Here is a 16,840-nt window from a genome sequence, read left to right on the forward strand (position 1 = left end):
ATGACAGACAGCCCGATTGATCATGAAATCTTCATGGAGCTTAAAGACGCTACAGGCGAAGATTTTGCAGCCGAGCTTGTGAACACCTTTCTCGACGAAGCGCCTGGCATGATTGACGAGTTGAAAGCGGCTGCGGTCGCGGCTGATGCCGACCGATACCGCCGTGCTGCGCACTCCATTAAGTCGAATGCCAATACCTTTGGGGCGATTGCTCTCGCCGAACGGGCCAGGAAAATCGAGCTCGGAGAGCTGCCTGAAGCCGGGGACCTTACAGACGCGACGGCGCTGGAAACCGACCTTACCATTGCTGCAGCTGCTTTACGGAGCCTGATTGATGTCTGACGCCCCGGGTCATTTGCTCATCGTTGATGACAACAAGGTGAACCGCTTGCTTTTGTCGCGCAGCGTAGAGCTTTTGGGTCACCAGGCATCGGTCGCGGAAAACGGCCGGGTCGCAATGGAGATGTTGTCTAACCAGCCGTTTGATTTGCTTCTGCTGGATATCGAAATGCCTGAAATGGACGGCTTTCAGGTTCTCGAAGCCATCAAATCAGACACCGACCTGCGTGATTTGCCGGTGATCGTGACGTCATCTGTTGAGGGGCTCGACAATGTCGTGCGCTGTATCGAATTGGGTGCGGAAGACTACCTGCCAAAACCGGTCAATAAGACACTTCTTGGTGCGCGCGTCTCCAGCGGCCTTGAAAAGAAAAGACTCAGGGACGAGCAGAAACGTCTGCTAGAGCGCTTTGCAACAACGGAGGTTGCACAAGACCTGCAAGAGTCTGGCTTTGCGATAGGTGGCAAGCGTGCCAATGCTTCGGTCCTCTTCTGTGACATTCGCGGTTTCACGACCTTGTCTGAAAATCTCGCACCAGAGGAAACAATTGACCTGCTCAACACGTTCTACACGTTGATGTTCGAGGCTGTTTCCAGCAATGGCGGAATTGTCAGCCTGATGCTGGGTGACGGTTTGATGGCTCTTTTTGGAGTTCCGCAACCACTGCCCAATACTGCGCAAAGTGCAGTGGCGGCAGGGCATGAAATGCACAACATGATCGAGATGTTAAATCTTGAAAGGCGCTCAGAAGCGAAAAGTGACCTGAAAATCGGCGTCGGAATAGCGACTGGCGAAGTCGTCGCCGGCTATGCCGGTACGGACAATCGAGCGACGTATACTTGCATAGGATCGACCGTAAACCTTGCTGCTCGCCTCGAGGCAGAAACTCAGAAAACCGGAAGCCGTATATTGATTGATCAAGAAACCTTCGATCTGTTGGAAGGGGCAAATGTGTTGGAGACATTTGGTAGAACAATGATCAAGGGTTTCTCCGATCCGTTCGATATCCATGCGCTATGACCATTCATGCAACCTGGCAAGCGCATCTACACCGGGTGTAGTTGCGCTTGTGGCTTTGCTTTTCGCCCGATGATTTTCATATGTGGCTCATTGATTGGAGACTAGATATTGTCAAACTTTGCAAAGTCCGCTTTCTGCGTATTGCTGCAATTGGGGCATCGCGCAGCATCGGCCAAAGTGGGCTCTATGCCGCCATCGGAGCGACCGCGGCATCCTGCCGTTCGGGCCGTCTTGAACCGATGAGGAGCGGCCCAAAAGAGACATTCGCCACTCGCCTAAATTTCTGGGGTCGCAGGCCGCTTTGCGGCCATTCGCCGCGATAGCGAAATCTCGAGGTCCGTGAATGGGAGAGGCACGGGACAAAGCTGCCGTATGCTTCGGGTGAAATGAAGGGAACTTCATCGCCGAAGGCGTTCGAACTTTTTTGGGCGGCGGGAAAATTAATTATCCATCTCTAATTGCAGTGGCCGTCAGCGATATTCGCTCCAAGTTAGAAGAGCCATACTCCACTACGTCAGAGCACGGTTTGCCTCTCCTGAGCTGTAATTTATTGGTAGTCTAAAACGAGCATCCAAACTAATGGAGCCAGCTAGGTAGAACGTTGCTGTCCCTCTTGTCCGCCTGATGGACAAAAGTATTTTGTGGCATGCTTATTACCATGAATTGGGGAAGCAATATCTTCGGGAGAAGATTAGTATGATCACCGCGCTAAGCTACATCGGTATTCGTTCCAACAAGTCAGACGATTGGCGGCAGTTCGCTGGCAATATGCTGGGCATGCAGGTTTTGGATCGCGGGGGTCGCAATACGGCGTTTCGGATGGATGATCAGCACCAGCGGTTGATCATATCAGACGAGCCCGGCGATACCCTGGCCTACATCGGATGGGAGGTTGGCGAGAAGTCTGACCTGGAAAGGCTTGCCACTAAACTGGAGGCGGCGGGACACAATGTGACCCCGGGGGATCGCGGACTGGCCGATCGCCGCTATGTGGCTGAAATCATTACATGTGTCGATCCTGCCGGGAATCGGCTTGAGTTCGTCTGGAAGCCGGAGAAAACAACCGATCCCTTTATCCCGGGTCGACCTATCGAGGGATTCAAGACCGGCCCATATGGCATGGGGCACGCTGTTTTGCACGTGTCCAACGCCGAAGCGCTTGTACCTTTTTACCGCGACGTACTTGGCTTTCATTTAAGCGATTATGGGTTGCGGCCCATTCCTCTCTATTTCTTTCATGTCAACGGCCGGCATCATAGTTTTGCAATCGTCGGGTCGGGGCAGGCGGGGTTTCATCACTTCATGGTGGAATACGACAATCTAGACGACGTGGGTCAGGGGTATGATCTGGCTCAGAATGGTCTTGCCGAAATCGCCTATACATTGGGGCGGCACACAAATGATTACATGACAAGCTTTTATGCCCATACGCCGTCGGGCTTTTTCGTGGAAAGCGGTTGGGGCGGGAGGATCATCGACCCATCCACCTGGGAAGCATGTGAAACAAATGTCGGGCCCAGCTTTTGGGGCCACGAACGGCTGTACCTGAACGAACAGGAGCGCGCCGCCTTTCGGGATAAGCGATTGGCAACCGCAGCCGCGGGGCACCGGGCACCTAGCGTTGTGAATTGCCCGTGGCTCTACGGACAAGTCCCCGAGGTCTGAACGATGTATGACGTTGCGATTATCGGGTTCGGTCCTACCGGAGCGACACTTGCCAACCTCCTGACCAAAAGCGGTGTTTCGGTTGTGGTTCTGGACCGCGAGGCCCAGATGTACCATCTGCCCCGCGCCGTGCACTTCGATGACGAAGTGATGCGCGTTTTCCAAACCGTCGGGATAGCTGACGCGCTTTATAAGCTGGTGCACATCAACCCGGGCATGAAGTTCGTCGATGAAAACAATGAGTTGCTGCTGGACTGGCCAAGACCACAGAGCGTTACCAAACATGGGTGGCACGCAAGCTACAGGTTGCATCAGCCTGATCTCGAAACGCTGTTGAGAGCCGAACTGGCGCGTTCCCCGAGGGCCACCACGCTGGAACTTCACAACGTAATAAATCTTGAACCCACAGGGAATGGCGTAGAGTTAACCGCACTGGATAAGACAAACGACTGCAAGTCCACCTTTGAAGCTCGATACGTTGTTGGCTGCGACGGGGCCAATTCGTCCGTGCGCCGCTGGATCGGCGGCGAAATGGAAGATCTGGGGTTTGAAGAACGCTGGCTGGTCGTCGATTTGCGTCTCAAACGTCCAATGCCAGAGCTTGGCGATCATTCCATTCAATTCTGCAACCCGGACCGACCGATGACTTATTGCCGGGCCCCCGGTATTCGCCGCCGCTGGGAAATCATGGTTTTGGACGGTGAAACCGACGCCGAAATAATGGAACATTCGCGTCTCTGGGATCTGCTATCACGGTGGATTACGCCTGACGATGCCGAGATTGAGCGCAGTGCTGTCTATACGTTCCGTTCACAGGTCGCGAAAATCTGGCGAAAGGGACCGGTTGTGATTGCCGGAGATGCCGCCCACCTGACGCCACCCTTCATGGGCCAAGGAATGTGCACCGGCATTCGAGACGCCGCGAATTTGGCATGGAAGCTCGTCAAAGCACTCAATGGCGGCGATGAAGAGATGCTCTTTGACAGCTATCAGGATGAACGACAGCCCCACGCACACAGCTATATTGAAACTGCGGTTCGTCTGGGCGGCCTGATCAACTCGCTTGATCGGGAAAGTGCCTTGAAACTTGCGGACGGTTCGCGTTCAGGTGCCATGCGATCTATTGCGCCCAAGCTTGGTCAGAGCGCACTGATGCAGGTGCAGACAAACAACCCTTATGTCGGGCGTCCCTTTCCCCAAGTGCATCTTGATACCGACGGACAGAGGCTGGACGATGCTGTTGGACACAAGCACCTTCTTGTCAGCCGCGCCTCATTGCCGGAATGCAGCGATGATGCTGTCGCACTGAATGCGCGCGATCATCCCCAGCTGGACGCCGTGCTGACCGATATTGGAACAAATGCCGTCTGGGTGCGACCCGACCGGTACGTCGCGGCTGTCGCGGAAACCCTTCTGGAACTTCCAGAACAAGCCCTGTCCCTATTTAAGCCGAAAAAAAAGAAAGATAGATATGAAACTGGCATCACTTAAATCCGGTGGTCGTGATGGATCACTTGTCGTCGTGTCAAAAGACCTGACCAGAATGGCATCTGCGGCATCAGTTGCGCAAACGTTGCAGCAAGCGATCGAAACCTGGGAAAGTTCAGCCAGCGCGCTGAAAAAGATCTCGGAGTTGGTCGAACAAAATGAGATCGAGACTATGGCCTATGACGTGGACCAATTGGCCAGTCCGTTGCCGAGATCGTATCAATGGGCCGACGGAAGTGCATATCTCAGCCATATGCGCCTGGTACGCAAAGCCCGCGGGGCTGACATGCCCCCCGGAGCTGAGACGGATCCACTGATGTATCAGGGGGGCGGTGACTATTTTTTGGCACCGACCGATGACATTCCCTGCATTGACGTGGACTGGGGACTGGATTTTGAGGGCGAGATTGCCGTGGTTACCGATGACGTGCCTATCGGATGTTCTACCGAGGCGGCGGTTGGCCATATCAAACTGATCATGCTGTGCAATGATGTCTCGTTGCGCAATGTTATGAAACCTGAACTGGTCAAGGGGTTTGGCTTTTACCAGTCGAAACCTGCAAGTGCGTTTTCGCCTGTTTGCGTAACTCCGGATGAACTGGGTGAATACTGGACCGGAGCAAAAGTTACTCTGCCGCTCGAAACCGTTTACAACGGCAGAACCTTTGGCAGGGTGCCAGCTGGCAATGACCTGAATTTTGATTTCGCCCAGTTGATTGCGCATGCCGCAAAGACCAGAGAATTGCGCGCAGGCACTATCATCGGATCGGGCACGGTGTCGAACACTGATCACGAACGTGTCGGGTCGTCATGTCTGGCCGAAAAGCGGATGATCGAAATCATTGCTGATGGCAGGGCGGAGACGCGATTCATGGAGCCTGGAGACACCGTCAGATTCGAGATGCACGACCCATCAGGGCAGTCAGTTTTTGGGGCTATTGACCAAAAGGTCGTCGCCGCCTGAGAATGTGCAATAGGACGGTCTGAAGGATGAGGATGGTGGCAGACAACCAACCCAACATTCGTGCCTTGCTACGCGGTCTGGACTTGTTGCGGTTCGTGAACAGTCAGGGTTCGGCAAAGCCTGCCGAAATCGCTACCGCGATTGGCGTGCCGAGACCAACTGTCTATCGGTTGCTCCACACTCTTGAGGAAGCAGGGTACATTCTGATGTCGGCGTCCGACACTCGGGTCAGAGTTTCGCCGCGCGCCTCCGGCTTGGGCGACAACTATGCTGCGCACTCGCACATTTGCCGCGTCGCGGCCCCGGGCATTGCGGAATTCACCGATGTGCATTCATGGCCGCTTGATTTTTCGGTTTATCGAGATCTGCACATGGTCATCGAAGAAACAACGCACTGGCGCAGCCCGTTCTCGATTGATCGGAACATGGCCGGACTGTCCCTGCCGATACTAAGGTCTTCGGCCGGGCGTGCCTTTTTGGCCTTTCTGGAAGACAAGGAAAGAAGCATCATTCTGGACCTGCTGCGCAACAATAACGACCCCGAGGACGAGCGGTTTTTGCTGGAAAGCTGGATCGCCTCGCGTCTGGTTCAATATCGCAAACAAGGATACGCTACGCGCAGTGCACGCACTTTTCGACCCGACACATCCAGTTTGGCGGTTCCAATCATCTGTGAGGATCGCGTTCTGGGATGCCTGTCGATCATTTGGATCGCCAGTGCGTTTTCCATGACAGAAGCAATCAACCGTTATGCGAGCCCGATGAAGGAATTGGCCAATCAGATCGCGGCGCAGATGGTAAAAGGTGCACCTGTCCGCCAAGCGGACAAAAAGATCTAAAGCACAGTAAGCAATTCCTCGGAAGCGGTAGGTTTAGGAAAAACCGGGAGGAATCATGAAACATCTCATCAGATCAACGGTGCTGAGCTTTGGAATTTCGTTGACCGTCGGCGCAGCTTGGGCTGCGGATACTGTTCTTACAATCTCATCATGGGCGCCGCCAACGCATGGCATGAACGCCAAGCTATGGCCTGAATTCACGAAAATGCTCGAAGAAGCCTCAGATGGTCGTGTGAGCGCAGAGGTGAAATACGGATTGGGTGCGCCGCCAGCGCAGTTCGACCTTATTCTCGACGGGGTGGCCGATGTCACGTGGATTTTTCACGGCTACAATCCCGGGCGCTTTGTGGCATCCAAAATTATCGAGCTGCCTGGCTACGAAGGCAACGCCGAGGCCGCATCGGTGGCTTATTGGCGGGCATACGAAGAGTATCTTGCCACGGCAAACGAGCATGACGGGGTAAAGGTTCTCGCCATGATGACCCACGGTCCCGGCATCCTGCATTCCGAAACCAAGGTGACATCGCTGGATGATATCTCTGGCATGAAGTTGCGACTTGGTGGCGGGGTTTCTGGGGACGTGGGCGCAGCGCTCGGTGCCACCGGTATCCGTGTGCCAGCACCGAAAGTTTATGAAACATTGGCGTCCAAGGCGGCCGACGGTGTCATGATGCCCATGGAAGCCCGCGCGGGCTTCAAGCTGTTTGAAGTTGCCCCGCACAGTTATTCTGTACCTGGCGGGTTCTATCGCGGCTCGTTTGCAATCGTGATGAACCAGGACAAATACGACAGCTTGTCAGATGAAGATCGTGCTGCTTTGGATACAATAGCAGGCGAAGCGCTTTCTCAGGTGGCCGGGCGCATGTGGGACGAGATTGACCAGATCGGCATCGAAACCATTGACGGCAACGAGGGCAATTCCTGGACGGAAGCCAGCGAAGCTGACGTCGCAGCCTGGAACGAAATGACGGGTCCAATCATCGAAAGCGTTCTGGCCGAGGTGTCTGACAAGGGAATTGACGCGGCGACGGTGCAAGCCTTTATTGCCGAGCAGATGACAGGCAACTGAACCACAATAAGAAACTCTGCGGGCCCTGGCTTAGGGACCGCAATTTTGCGAGGCAGGCATGGCTGACATTCAGAAACTGAAGCTGCGCGACCCCTGGTACGTTGTTCTCAATCTGCCTACATGGATCGCAGCGGGCACCTTATTCGTCCTGATGTGCATGACATTTCTGGACGTGGTTTTTCGGAGCGCTTTCAACAATCCTATCGAAAGTGCGACCGAACTGACCCGGCTTTTTATGGCGGTCATCGTATTTTCTGCATTACCTCTGGTGTCATGGAAGGGTGAGAACATTGTTGTGGACCTGCTTGACCCTTTCTTCAGCGCACGAATGGCCCGGTTGCGCGATAGTCTGATCGATGCAATCTGCGGGATCGTTCTGATATGGCCGGCAATTCGGGTTTGGGAACTTGCGGAACGGTCACGTCAATATGGCGATGTCACAGAGTACCTGAAGCTACCACAGTTTTATGTTGGGTGGTTTATCGCGATCTTTGTTGGTCTCACCTCAATTGCCTTTCTGGCGCGTAGTGTTGTGCGCCTGTTCCTAAAAAACAAGGCCTCCGAATGACTTTGTCGCTATTGGGGCTCGGAGCGGTCTTAATACTCGTTTTCTTGCGTATGCCCATTGCCATAGCCATGGGGCTTGTTGGCTTCCTGGGTTTTGTGGAGTTACGCGGGTTTCGCGCTGCTATCTCGATGGTGGGCCGACTGATAATTGACACGGCTCAGGATTACGGGTTGTCGGTGGTGCCTCTCTTTATCCTGATGGGTCTCTTCGTGAACAAGGGCGGCCTTTCCAAAGAGCTATATCGTGCGTCCTACGCATTTCTCGGCCATATGCGCGGTGGATTGGCTATGGCGACGATCGTGGCCTGCGCTGGCTTCTCGGCTATCTGCGGTTCTTCCCTCGCCACCGCGGCGACAATGTCGAAGGTTGCCATGCCCGAGATGCGAAAATACAGGTATTCAGACAGTTTGGCGACAGCCTCAATCGCGGCGGGCGGCACCTTGGGCATCCTGATACCACCCTCGGTAATCCTGGTCATCTATGGCCTGCTGACGGAAACAAGCATCGGAAAGCTCTTTATCGCCGGTGTTATTCCAGGGTTGCTAGGCGTTTTGCTTTATCTTGTGGCCGTCAGGTTCTCGGTGACCCGGGACCCTGACGCCGGACCAGCGGGCGAATGGGTTTCCTGGCGAGAGCGGCTTTTGTCGCTCAGGGATATCTGGGCAGTGCTGCTACTGTTCTTCCTTGTGATTGGCGGGCTCTACGGTGTGTTGGATGTCTGGCCCTTCTTCATAACATTTTCCCCGACCGAGGCTGCAGGAATGGGGGCCGCTGGCGCTTTCCTGATTGCATTGTCCAGAAGAGCCTTGAGTTTTTCATCGACCATGGAGGTATTGATCGAAACTGTGCAGACAGCCGCCACGCTATTTGCGGTCTTGATCGGGGCGTGGATATTCTCGAACTTTGTCAATCTTGCGGGGCTGCCCGAGGCACTTAGCAACTTCGTTCTTTCCCAGGGGCTATCGCCGACACTGGTCATTGTGTTGATCCTGCTGGTCTACGTTCTTCTTGGTTGCGTTTTTGAAAGCTTGTCGATGCTGCTGCTTACGGTGCCCATCTTCTTTCCGGTAGTGACCAGTCTCGGGTTTGATCCGGTTTGGTTTGGTATTGTCGTCGTCGTAGTCACCGAGATCAGCCTGATCACCCCGCCCGTCGGTTTGAATGTCTTTGTACTAAAAGGTGTCGTTAAGGATGTCCCTACATCAATAATTTTTCGAGGCGTCACCCCTTTCTGGCTAGTGGATATCCTTCGACTGCTGATAATCGTCATTTTTCCTTGGCTTGTACTCTTCTTACCTAATTCAATGTAGGCTAGCTCTGGGTGGTTGGTTTTCAAACCTGAAATTGCCTATTCAAGTTGTCTGTTTTGGGCTCACTGCAGACCTCGGTGCTGAAGCAGCACAAGTGCCTGCCCAGTTCTCCACGACTTATCCAAACGGCCCATAGCCGTCATCCATCGATACGATGAATTGCTGCGTCCGTATTCCGCCTTGCAGTTGTTTGTATTCGATCGACGCCTCACGGTCTCGCGTCCACAGGAATCCGAATTGCGTCAGACTATCCGATGCGCTGGCTTCTGAAAAACTCAAAAATATATAGCATTTTATCAGAATGCTTTTACCATGTGGTCAAATTTGGGGGAGGATGAATGCTCGACATTATCATCAGACAAGCCCACCTGCCAGATGGCCGAGGGCCGCTGGATATTGCGATCAAGGGTGACCGCGTCGCAGAAATTGCCACCAAGATCGAGGCTGAGGCGGGCGAAGAAATCGACGCGGCTGGGCGCTTGGTTTCACCCCCCTTTACCGACCCACACTTCCATATGGATGCGACCCTGAGCCTTGGATCGCCTCGCATGAACGTCTCGGGGACTCTATTGGAAGGCATTGCGCTTTGGGGTGAGCTGAAGCCCCTGCTGACACCTGAAGCAGTGATTGACCGCGCCATGCGATATTGCGACCTTGCCGTATCGCAAGGGTTATTGGCTATCCGTTCGCATGTGGATGTTTCATCCGCACCTTTGGTTGGCGTTGAAGCACTGTTGGAGGTCCGCAAGCAGGTCGCCCCCTATATTGATCTGCAACTGGTAGCATTCCCGCAAGATGGTCTTTACCGAGCACAAAATGCGGAAGAAAACTTGATCCAAGCCCTTGATATGGGTGTCGACGTGGTAGGTGGCATCCCGCATTTTGAGCGTACGATGTCGGAAGGTGCCCGGTCGGTCAGGAGGCTGGCCGAGATAGCGGCGGACCGTGGCCTGATGCTGGATTTGCATTGCGATGAAAGCGACGATCCAATGTCGCGACACGTGGAAACCTTGGCCTATGAGACCACGCGCCTTGGGCTTGGCGGGCGAGTTACAGCAAGCCATGTCACGGCAATGCATTCCTATGACAACTATTATGCCTCGAAGCTTATTCCTCTGATTGCGGAAAGCGGCATGAACGTGGTGCCCAACCCGCTCATCAACATAACGCTGCAAGGTCGCTCAGACACCTATCCGCGCCGTCGGGGGCTGACCCGAGTGCCAGAGCTGCGCGCGGCAGGTGTAAACGTCGCCTTCGGGCAAGATTGCACAATGGATCCATGGTATTCGCTTGGGTCTGCCGACATGTTGGAAGTGGCCCATATGGGCGTACATGCAGTGCCCATGACATCCCGAGAGGCGATGGAGGGGGCTTTTACATCCGTCACCCAGAACGGCGCCAAGGCTATGGGCCTGCCTGATCCCACAATCCGCAAGGGCGGCCCTGCCAATTTGGTTGTACTGCAAGCGCGTGACCCGATTGAAGCTGTTCGCATGAAAGCCACCCGCCTTGCCGTCATCAAAAACGGAAAGGTGCTGGCCCGCACAGAACCCCGAATGGCCGCGCTTTCGTTGCCCGGTCGCCCCACGACCCTGGACCCCGCCGATTATGCGCCCAGGCCCAATACTCAGGAAGCTAAATAACAAGAACAATTGCCACCAACAGAAGAGGATCCACCAATGAAACTCACTACAACCCGCCGTCAACTGATGGTCGGCGCTGCGGCCACGCTGGCCCTGCCGGCTTATGTCCGCCGCGTGAATGCACAATCAGCGACCCGAGTCGCAGGCGTGCATATGTCTCCGGTTGAAAACGCATGGAACAGCCGTATCCATGTGGCGATGCAGGAGGCTGCCGATGCTGGTCTGATCGAGTATGAGTTCTCAGAGGGGGTGGCTCCGACTGACTATCCCCGTGCGATGCGTGAGTATGCCGAAGGTGGTGCGCAAATCATTTGGGGCGAGTCCTACGCCGTGGAACGCGAAGCACGCGAAGTGGCGGGTGATTACCCCGACACTGCGTTTCTGATGGGGTCTTCCGGCGGGCCGGAAGGTGACAACTTTGGTGTCTTTGGGACCCGCAATCACGAGGCAGCCTATCTTGCCGGGATGCTCGCGGGCCAAATGTCAGAAAGCAACGTTTATGGCTCGGTCGGTGGCTATCCGATCCCCGAGGTGAACCTGCTGATTAACGCTTTCCGCATGGGCGTGAGTGAAGTGAACCCGGACGCCACATTCGTCAATGGCTTCATAGGTGCGTGGTTTGATCCGGCCCGTGCGCAGGAAGCTGCGATTGCCCAAATCGATGCGGGTGCGGATATCCTGTTTGGCGAACGCATTGGTACTGCGGATGCGGCCCAAGCGCGAGGTGTGAAGGCCATCGGTTCGCTTATCGATTATACGCCGCGCTACCCGGGTACGGTCTTTGCCAATGCGATCTGGAACTACGGTCCTACCATTGAGGCAATCGTGGCTGATGTTCAGGCCGGCAATCCAACCGGGCGCAATTACACGGAATATTCCTTTATGGCCCATGGCGGCAATGAGCTGATTTATGTCGCCGACGAAGTACCTGCCGACGCCATTCCTAGGATGGAGGCCAAACAAGCCGCGATCCAATCCGGCGAATGGGACGTGCCGATTGACGAAAGCGAACCCTCCTGATCCCGAGGGTTTTGACGTGACCGATGCCACGGCTCTTGCAGCGGCCATTTCGGCGGGGCAGATCGCTGCCTACGACGTGATGGAAGCCGGTCTTGCCGCCTGCTACGAACGGGCGGATTTGGGGGCCGTGGTTTATCTGGACGAAGATATGGCGCGCGCCGGGGCAAAGGCGGCAGACGCATTGCCGCCAGACCAACGCGGACCACTTCACGGGGTTCCGTTCTTGGTAAAAGATCTTGGTGGTTTTGCCAAAGATCTTCCTGCGACGGCGGGGTCCTCGGCAATCCGTGCACAGGGGCGCAAACCCGAGAATGACAGCCATCTGCTGCAAGGTCTCCGCCAGACCGGGCTGATCCCGTTCGGCCTGACCGCAACACCTCCGTTTGGCCTATCCCTGACATGCGAGCCAGATGGTATGGCTGCGACTTGCAACCCATGGAATTCCTCGCTGACGCCCGGTGGTTCATCCGGTGGTGCCGCGGCGGCAGTTGCTGCGGGAATCGTTGCCATTGCGCATGCCACGGATGCAGCCGGGTCTATCAGGGTACCCGCTGCTTGCTGTGGATTGACCGGACTCAAGCCTTCTCGTGGTGCGGTGCCCGGTGGCCCTGATTTTGCCAATCACCTGATGGGGATCGCGTCTGAATTGGTCCTGGCGCGGTCAGTACGCGATGTGAAGACCGCCTTTGACGCGGTAGCCCAGCCCATGGCCCCGGTCCATCTGCCGGAACGCCCCCGTGTCGCAGTGGCATTGCCAGAGCGTTGCGGAGCAGTCCAGTGCCAGGCCGCGAAAGCTGCTGCAGACGCGCTGCGCGATTCAGGTTGTGAGGTGTATGAAGTTCGCGCCCCCGACCGGCTGGGGGCCGAAGCTCATGCAATTGCCCGAACCATACTGGCTGTTTCGTTGGCCGAGTGGCTGACAGCGCTCAGGATCCCTGATGATAAGATTCCACCGCTTGCCGCGGCCATGGCTGCCGAGGGCTGGGCAACACCTGCCACAGCGCTTTTTGCGGCCTCACGACAGCTCGCACGTCTGACAAATCGCGCTAACAAACTTTTCAGGTCTGCTGATGCCATCCTGATGCCGGTCCTTTCGTCTGCGCCGCCCGTAGTTGGTGCTTTGGACCTGTCTGGCACTGCTCCCGATAAACACATGGCGCAGCTGGAGGCTTTTGCACCGAACGCGGCAATTGCCAATGTCGCGGGCCTGCCTGCTTTGGCGTTGCCTTTTGGCATGGCCAACGGCTTGCCGCTTGGTGTTCAGCTGGTAGGTCCACCCGGTGCTGATTTCGCGTTGCTGAAACTTGGTGCATTGATCGAGGCCCGCGCGCCCGCAATTCCTTTTCCGCACCCAATCGCAGGGTTGCCCGCATGACTAAAGTTCTGGAACTACACGACATTACCAAGCGTTTTGGTGCGCTTACTGCAAATGACGATGTGACCCTCACACTGGAGGAAGGGGAAATCCTTGCGCTGTTGGGTGAAAATGGTGCGGGTAAGACGACTCTGATGAATATCCTGTTCGGCCATTACGCAGCCGACGAAGGCTCGGTCAGGGTATTTGGAAAAGAGCTGCCCCCGGGCCTGCCGCGCGCAGCGATCGAGGTGGGTGTGGGGATGGTACACCAGCACTTTACGCTTGCGGGCAACCTCTCGGTTCTGGAAAACGTTATGCTTGGTTCCGAACCCCTGACGCGCGCACGTTCTGCCCGGAGTGAGGCGCGCAAGAAATTGTTGCAAATCGCAGAGCGGTTCGGCCTGCCCGTGAACCCCGAAGCCAAGGTCAGGTCACTGTCCGTGGGTGAGCGCCAGCGCGTCGAAATTCTGAAAGCGCTCTATCGCGACGCGCGCATACTGATCTTGGATGAACCTACAGCCGTTCTGGCCCGGCCCGAGGCGATGCGCCTGTTCGAGACGCTGCGCGATATGACGAAAGAGGGCCTCTCGCTTATCTTCATTAGCCACAAGCTGCATGAGGTCATGGCAGCCTCTGACCGTGTGGCGGTGCTTCGTGGCGGTAAGATGGTCGCAGAACGCAATACACCTGAAACCACACCTGAAGAATTGGCGGAACTCATGGTTGGTCGCAAGGTGGAACGGCCTGTACGTCATGACCACGAGATCGGCGCGCCGGTTCTGGTTGCTAACAATGTGCGCGTGGAAGAGGGTGGTGAGGTACGGCTGGATGAAGTGTCATTCACCGTCCATGCTGGTGAGATCCTTGGTATCGTCGGTGTTTCAGGCAATGGGCAGGCCTCGCTTGGTGGATTGCTGTCTGGGTTGGTTCACCCAATCGCCGGAAGATTGATACTGCTGGACGAAGATATCGGCCATCTGGGGCCGCGCGGCATGATCCGCGCTGGCGCAGGCCGGGTGCCGGAAGACCGGCACGCAGAAGGTGTCGTGGGTGAGTTGAGCCTGTGGGAAAACGCGGTGCTTGAACGTCTGCGCACACCAGAATTTTCGCGTAGGGGCTTCGTTCGGCAACGCGCGGCCCGCGAATACACTTCGGGCTTGATCGAACGTTTCGATATCCGAGGCGCCGCTCCTGATACGCGAACGCGGCTATTGTCCGGGGGTAATATGCAAAAGCTGATCCTTGGTCGGGTCCTGACCAACGGGCCGCGCTTTGTGCTCGCAAACCAGCCGACGCGAGGTCTTGATGAAGGGGCAATTGCTTCGGTTCATGCCGAGCTTTTGGCAGCACGGGCCGAAGGTGCCGCGATCCTGCTCATTTCGGAAGAACTGGAAGAAGCTGTGGCCCTGTCAGACCGAATACAGGCCATCGTAAAAGGTCGCTTGTCAGAACCGATATCGGCTGATGAAGCCGACCCACAACGCCTTGGCCTAATGATGGCAGGTGTCTGGAAGGAAAATGATGATGCGGCTTGAACGACGCTCGCATGTGCCGCTGCACCTTGCGATCATTGCGCCACTGGCCGCGATCTTAACGGCATTGCTTTTGGCCGCAGGTCTCATCGCTGCTGCTGATGTAAATCCGCTAACGGCTTATGGCGAAATGGTGAATGGCGCATTCGGCTCGCGCCTTTCCATCGCCGAGATGCTGACCCGCGCTACTCCGCTTGTCTTTACGGGGCTTGCCGCTGCTGTCGCCTTCCGAGCGCGGCTTTGGAACATTGGGGGCGAGGGACAGTTCTTTGTTGGGGCGCTGATCACCGCTTGGATCGGTCATTCACTCGAAGTTCCAGGGTGGATCGGTGTTCCGATCTTGATGTTCGCAGGCATGGCGGCGGGAGCGGCCCTGTTGGCAGGACCTGCCTTTTTACGCTTGCGTTTCGGCGTAGATGAGGTGGTGACAACCCTGCTGCTCAACTTCATCGTGATCCTTTTCGTTGGCCTCATGATTGAGGGTCCTATGCGCGATCCGCTGGCCTTTGGGTGGCCCTCTTCGGTGCCCGTAGACGGGGATTACCGCCTTCCGGATCTGATCCCCCGTACACGTCTTCATATCGGGCTGCTTGTTGCTATTGCTGCAGCAGGTGCTGTTTGGCTGATCCTTGCGCGTACTGTTTTTGGGGCTGAAACACGCGCCGCAGGCTTAAACGCCAGTGCCGCCGCATTTGCCGGAATTTCTCTGCCCCAAACGATCATGGGTGTGGCCCTGCTTTCGGGCGCGCTGGCAGGGCTTGCCGGGTCTGTCGAAGTCATGGGTGTCACTGCGGGTGTCACCACCACTATGAGCCCCGGATTTGGTTATGCGGGCATTGTCGTTGCTATGCTCGCGGCTTTACATCCGGCCGGAGTGGTCGCTGCCGCTGTTTTCGTCGCTACCGTCTTTGTCGGGGCCGACGCCATGAGCCGTGCGACGGGTGTTCCCAGTTTCATTGCCGATGTGATTGTGGCGCTGTGCCTACTCACCATGATCGTGGCCCTTCTTTTCACAACCTACCGGGTGCGCCGATGAGTGATGCAATTGATCTGCTGCTGAATACCAGTCTTTGGGCTTCGGTGCTGCGTATTGCGACACCGCTCATATTTGGTGTTCTTGGCGCGTTGCTTTGCGAACGTTCGGGCGTGCTCAACCTGGGAATCGAGGGGATCATGACCATGGGGGCGATGAGCGGTTGGCTTGTCGTTTACATGGGCGCACCCTTGCTTGTAGGCCTCATTTTTGCAGCGCTTTGCGGCGCGATGATGGGATTGCTTCATGCCATACTGACAGTTCCACTTGGACTTTCGCAACACGTCTCAGGGCTGGGCATAACGTTGTTTGCATCCGCTTTAGCCTATTACCTGTACAGGTTGCTTGTTGAGGTAGGAGATCTTCCCCCTACGATCGAGGCTTTTAAGCCGCTCGATTTTCCGGTCCTGTCAGAATTTCCCGTTTTGGGACCGATCCTGTTTTCCCAAGCTTTGCCGACCTATCTGGCGCTCACTGCGGTGGCTGTGATGGCCTATGTTCTTGCCCGCACGCCATTGGGGTTGGCCATTCGTATGACCGGTGAGAACCCTCATGCGGTTGAGGCGCAGGGGCTGAACCCGATCCGTATCCGTATCGGCGCAGTTGTTGTCGGGTCGGCTTTGATGGCGGTGGGCGGGGCCTTCCTGACCACAACGGCGTTCAACAGCTTTTTCCCGGGTATGGTGCAGGGACGCGGTTGGATCTGCATTGCATTGGTAGTCTTCGCTGGCTGGCGGCCCGGTAAGGCTCTGATTGGCGCGATGTTGTTCGCTTTCTTCGATGCATTCCAACTGCGATTGCAGACAACGGTTGAGGGTGTGCCATATCAGTTGTTCCTAATGGCGCCGTATGTACTTTCGATCGTTGCGCTCGTCCTTGTCGCCCGCAGAGCCGAAGTACCCGCAGCGTTGATGGCACCCTACCGACGCGGTGAACGTTAGTGGCATTCGTTCGCTCATATTAGCCGGCACCAACGAAATTTCAGGGAAAGT

Annotated in this window: 16 protein-coding genes; 15 read left to right on the plus strand and 1 reads right to left on the minus strand. The window is 55.9% G+C overall.

Translation table 11 applies throughout. The features are described 5' to 3' along the window. The 9 genes from AC2FI7_RS05580 (at nucleotide 1) to AC2FI7_RS05620 (ending at nucleotide 9,263) form a co-directional block, all read left to right on the plus strand. The gene (locus AC2FI7_RS05580; RefSeq protein WP_010437415.1) at nucleotides 1-342 is read left to right on the plus strand and encodes an Hpt domain-containing protein; all 342 of its coding nucleotides are present in this window, start codon (nucleotides 1-3) and stop codon (nucleotides 340-342) included. Then, on the plus strand, nucleotides 335-1,360 hold the full coding sequence (locus tag AC2FI7_RS05585; RefSeq protein ID WP_010437418.1) for an adenylate/guanylate cyclase domain-containing protein: 1,026 nt from the start codon (nucleotides 335-337) through the stop codon (nucleotides 1,358-1,360). The genes AC2FI7_RS05580 and AC2FI7_RS05585 overlap by 8 nt, the downstream gene beginning before the upstream one ends. Before the next feature lie 696 nt (nucleotides 1,361-2,056). Next, nucleotides 2,057-3,025: a VOC family protein gene (locus AC2FI7_RS05590; RefSeq protein ID WP_010437420.1), complete on the plus strand. Its 969-nt coding sequence runs from the start codon at nucleotides 2,057-2,059 to the stop codon at nucleotides 3,023-3,025. Between the two features lie 3 nt (nucleotides 3,026-3,028). Next, on the plus strand, nucleotides 3,029-4,516 hold the full coding sequence (mhpA, locus tag AC2FI7_RS05595; RefSeq protein ID WP_120981174.1) for a bifunctional 3-(3-hydroxy-phenyl)propionate/3-hydroxycinnamic acid hydroxylase MhpA: 1,488 nt from the start codon (nucleotides 3,029-3,031) through the stop codon (nucleotides 4,514-4,516). Continuing rightward, nucleotides 4,497-5,477 carry a fumarylacetoacetate hydrolase family protein gene (locus AC2FI7_RS05600; protein WP_170772469.1) on the plus strand — a complete coding sequence of 327 codons (981 nt, stop codon included), beginning with the start codon at nucleotides 4,497-4,499 and terminating at the stop codon, nucleotides 5,475-5,477. Before mhpA ends, AC2FI7_RS05600 begins: the two co-directional genes overlap by 20 nt. Before the next feature lie 32 nt (nucleotides 5,478-5,509). Beyond that, nucleotides 5,510-6,316: a DNA-binding transcriptional regulator gene (locus AC2FI7_RS05605; protein ID WP_010437422.1), complete on the plus strand. Its 807-nt coding sequence runs from the start codon at nucleotides 5,510-5,512 to the stop codon at nucleotides 6,314-6,316. 55 nt (nucleotides 6,317-6,371) lie between these two features. Next, nucleotides 6,372-7,385: a TRAP transporter substrate-binding protein gene (locus AC2FI7_RS05610; RefSeq protein WP_496815984.1), complete on the plus strand. Its 1,014-nt coding sequence runs from the start codon at nucleotides 6,372-6,374 to the stop codon at nucleotides 7,383-7,385. 58 nt (nucleotides 7,386-7,443) lie between these two features. Beyond that, nucleotides 7,444-7,953: a TRAP transporter small permease gene (locus tag AC2FI7_RS05615; protein WP_010437424.1), complete on the plus strand. Its 510-nt coding sequence runs from the start codon at nucleotides 7,444-7,446 to the stop codon at nucleotides 7,951-7,953. Continuing rightward, entirely contained in the window at nucleotides 7,950-9,263 is a 1,314-nt protein-coding gene (locus AC2FI7_RS05620) for a TRAP transporter large permease (protein WP_010437425.1), read from the plus strand. Before AC2FI7_RS05615 ends, AC2FI7_RS05620 begins: the two co-directional genes overlap by 4 nt. Before the next feature lie 117 nt (nucleotides 9,264-9,380). On the opposite strand, the gene AC2FI7_RS05625 is transcribed toward AC2FI7_RS05620, so the two are convergent. Continuing rightward, nucleotides 9,381-9,542 (minus strand): hypothetical protein, encoded by a 162-nt coding sequence (locus tag AC2FI7_RS05625; RefSeq protein ID WP_158005265.1) that lies wholly within the window; start codon nucleotides 9,540-9,542, stop codon nucleotides 9,381-9,383. Between the two features lie 59 nt (nucleotides 9,543-9,601). On the opposite strand from AC2FI7_RS05625, the gene AC2FI7_RS05630 reads away from it, so the two are divergent. The 6 genes from AC2FI7_RS05630 to AC2FI7_RS05655 are packed head-to-tail and all read left to right on the plus strand — an operon-like array spanning nucleotide 9,602 to nucleotide 16,789. Beyond that, nucleotides 9,602-10,906 carry an amidohydrolase family protein gene (locus AC2FI7_RS05630; protein ID WP_010437427.1) on the plus strand — a complete coding sequence of 435 codons (1,305 nt, stop codon included), beginning with the start codon at nucleotides 9,602-9,604 and terminating at the stop codon, nucleotides 10,904-10,906. Nucleotides 10,907-10,942: 36 nt separating this feature from the next. After that, a complete protein-coding gene (locus AC2FI7_RS05635; protein ID WP_496815987.1) occupies nucleotides 10,943-11,926 on the plus strand; it encodes a BMP family protein in 984 nt (327 codons plus the stop codon). Continuing rightward, complete coding sequence (locus tag AC2FI7_RS05640; protein WP_010437430.1) at nucleotides 11,904-13,301, plus strand: amidase; 1,398 nt, start codon at nucleotides 11,904-11,906, stop codon at nucleotides 13,299-13,301. The genes AC2FI7_RS05635 and AC2FI7_RS05640 overlap by 23 nt, the downstream gene beginning before the upstream one ends. Beyond that, nucleotides 13,298-14,818: an ABC transporter ATP-binding protein gene (locus AC2FI7_RS05645; protein WP_010437431.1), complete on the plus strand. Its 1,521-nt coding sequence runs from the start codon at nucleotides 13,298-13,300 to the stop codon at nucleotides 14,816-14,818. Before AC2FI7_RS05640 ends, AC2FI7_RS05645 begins: the two co-directional genes overlap by 4 nt. Next, on the plus strand, nucleotides 14,808-15,851 hold the full coding sequence (locus tag AC2FI7_RS05650; RefSeq protein WP_010437432.1) for an ABC transporter permease: 1,044 nt from the start codon (nucleotides 14,808-14,810) through the stop codon (nucleotides 15,849-15,851). The genes AC2FI7_RS05645 and AC2FI7_RS05650 overlap by 11 nt, the downstream gene beginning before the upstream one ends. Then, the gene (locus AC2FI7_RS05655; RefSeq protein ID WP_010437434.1) at nucleotides 15,848-16,789 is read left to right on the plus strand and encodes an ABC transporter permease; all 942 of its coding nucleotides are present in this window, start codon (nucleotides 15,848-15,850) and stop codon (nucleotides 16,787-16,789) included. The genes AC2FI7_RS05650 and AC2FI7_RS05655 overlap by 4 nt, the downstream gene beginning before the upstream one ends. Nucleotides 16,790-16,840 lie beyond the last annotated feature (51 nt).

This window comes from Ruegeria sp. YTSA064, assembly GCF_059610325.1.

Coding starts and splice junctions, on each gene's coding strand:
- AC2FI7_RS05580 (WP_010437415.1), top strand. CDS start 1: ATGACAGACAGCCCGATTGATCATGAAATCTTCATGGAGCTTAAAGAC.
- AC2FI7_RS05585 (WP_010437418.1), top strand. CDS start 335: ATGTCTGACGCCCCGGGTCATTTGCTCATCGTTGATGACAACAAGGTG.
- AC2FI7_RS05590 (WP_010437420.1), top strand. CDS start 2,057: ATGATCACCGCGCTAAGCTACATCGGTATTCGTTCCAACAAGTCAGAC.
- mhpA (WP_120981174.1), top strand. CDS start 3,029: ATGTATGACGTTGCGATTATCGGGTTCGGTCCTACCGGAGCGACACTT.
- AC2FI7_RS05600 (WP_170772469.1), top strand. CDS start 4,497: ATGAAACTGGCATCACTTAAATCCGGTGGTCGTGATGGATCACTTGTC.
- AC2FI7_RS05605 (WP_010437422.1), top strand. CDS start 5,510: ATGGTGGCAGACAACCAACCCAACATTCGTGCCTTGCTACGCGGTCTG.
- AC2FI7_RS05610 (WP_496815984.1), top strand. CDS start 6,372: ATGAAACATCTCATCAGATCAACGGTGCTGAGCTTTGGAATTTCGTTG.
- AC2FI7_RS05615 (WP_010437424.1), top strand. CDS start 7,444: ATGGCTGACATTCAGAAACTGAAGCTGCGCGACCCCTGGTACGTTGTT.
- AC2FI7_RS05620 (WP_010437425.1), top strand. CDS start 7,950: ATGACTTTGTCGCTATTGGGGCTCGGAGCGGTCTTAATACTCGTTTTC.
- AC2FI7_RS05630 (WP_010437427.1), top strand. CDS start 9,602: ATGCTCGACATTATCATCAGACAAGCCCACCTGCCAGATGGCCGAGGG.
- AC2FI7_RS05635 (WP_496815987.1), top strand. CDS start 10,943: ATGAAACTCACTACAACCCGCCGTCAACTGATGGTCGGCGCTGCGGCC.
- AC2FI7_RS05645 (WP_010437431.1), top strand. CDS start 13,298: ATGACTAAAGTTCTGGAACTACACGACATTACCAAGCGTTTTGGTGCG.
- AC2FI7_RS05650 (WP_010437432.1), top strand. CDS start 14,808: ATGCGGCTTGAACGACGCTCGCATGTGCCGCTGCACCTTGCGATCATT.
- AC2FI7_RS05655 (WP_010437434.1), top strand. CDS start 15,848: ATGAGTGATGCAATTGATCTGCTGCTGAATACCAGTCTTTGGGCTTCG.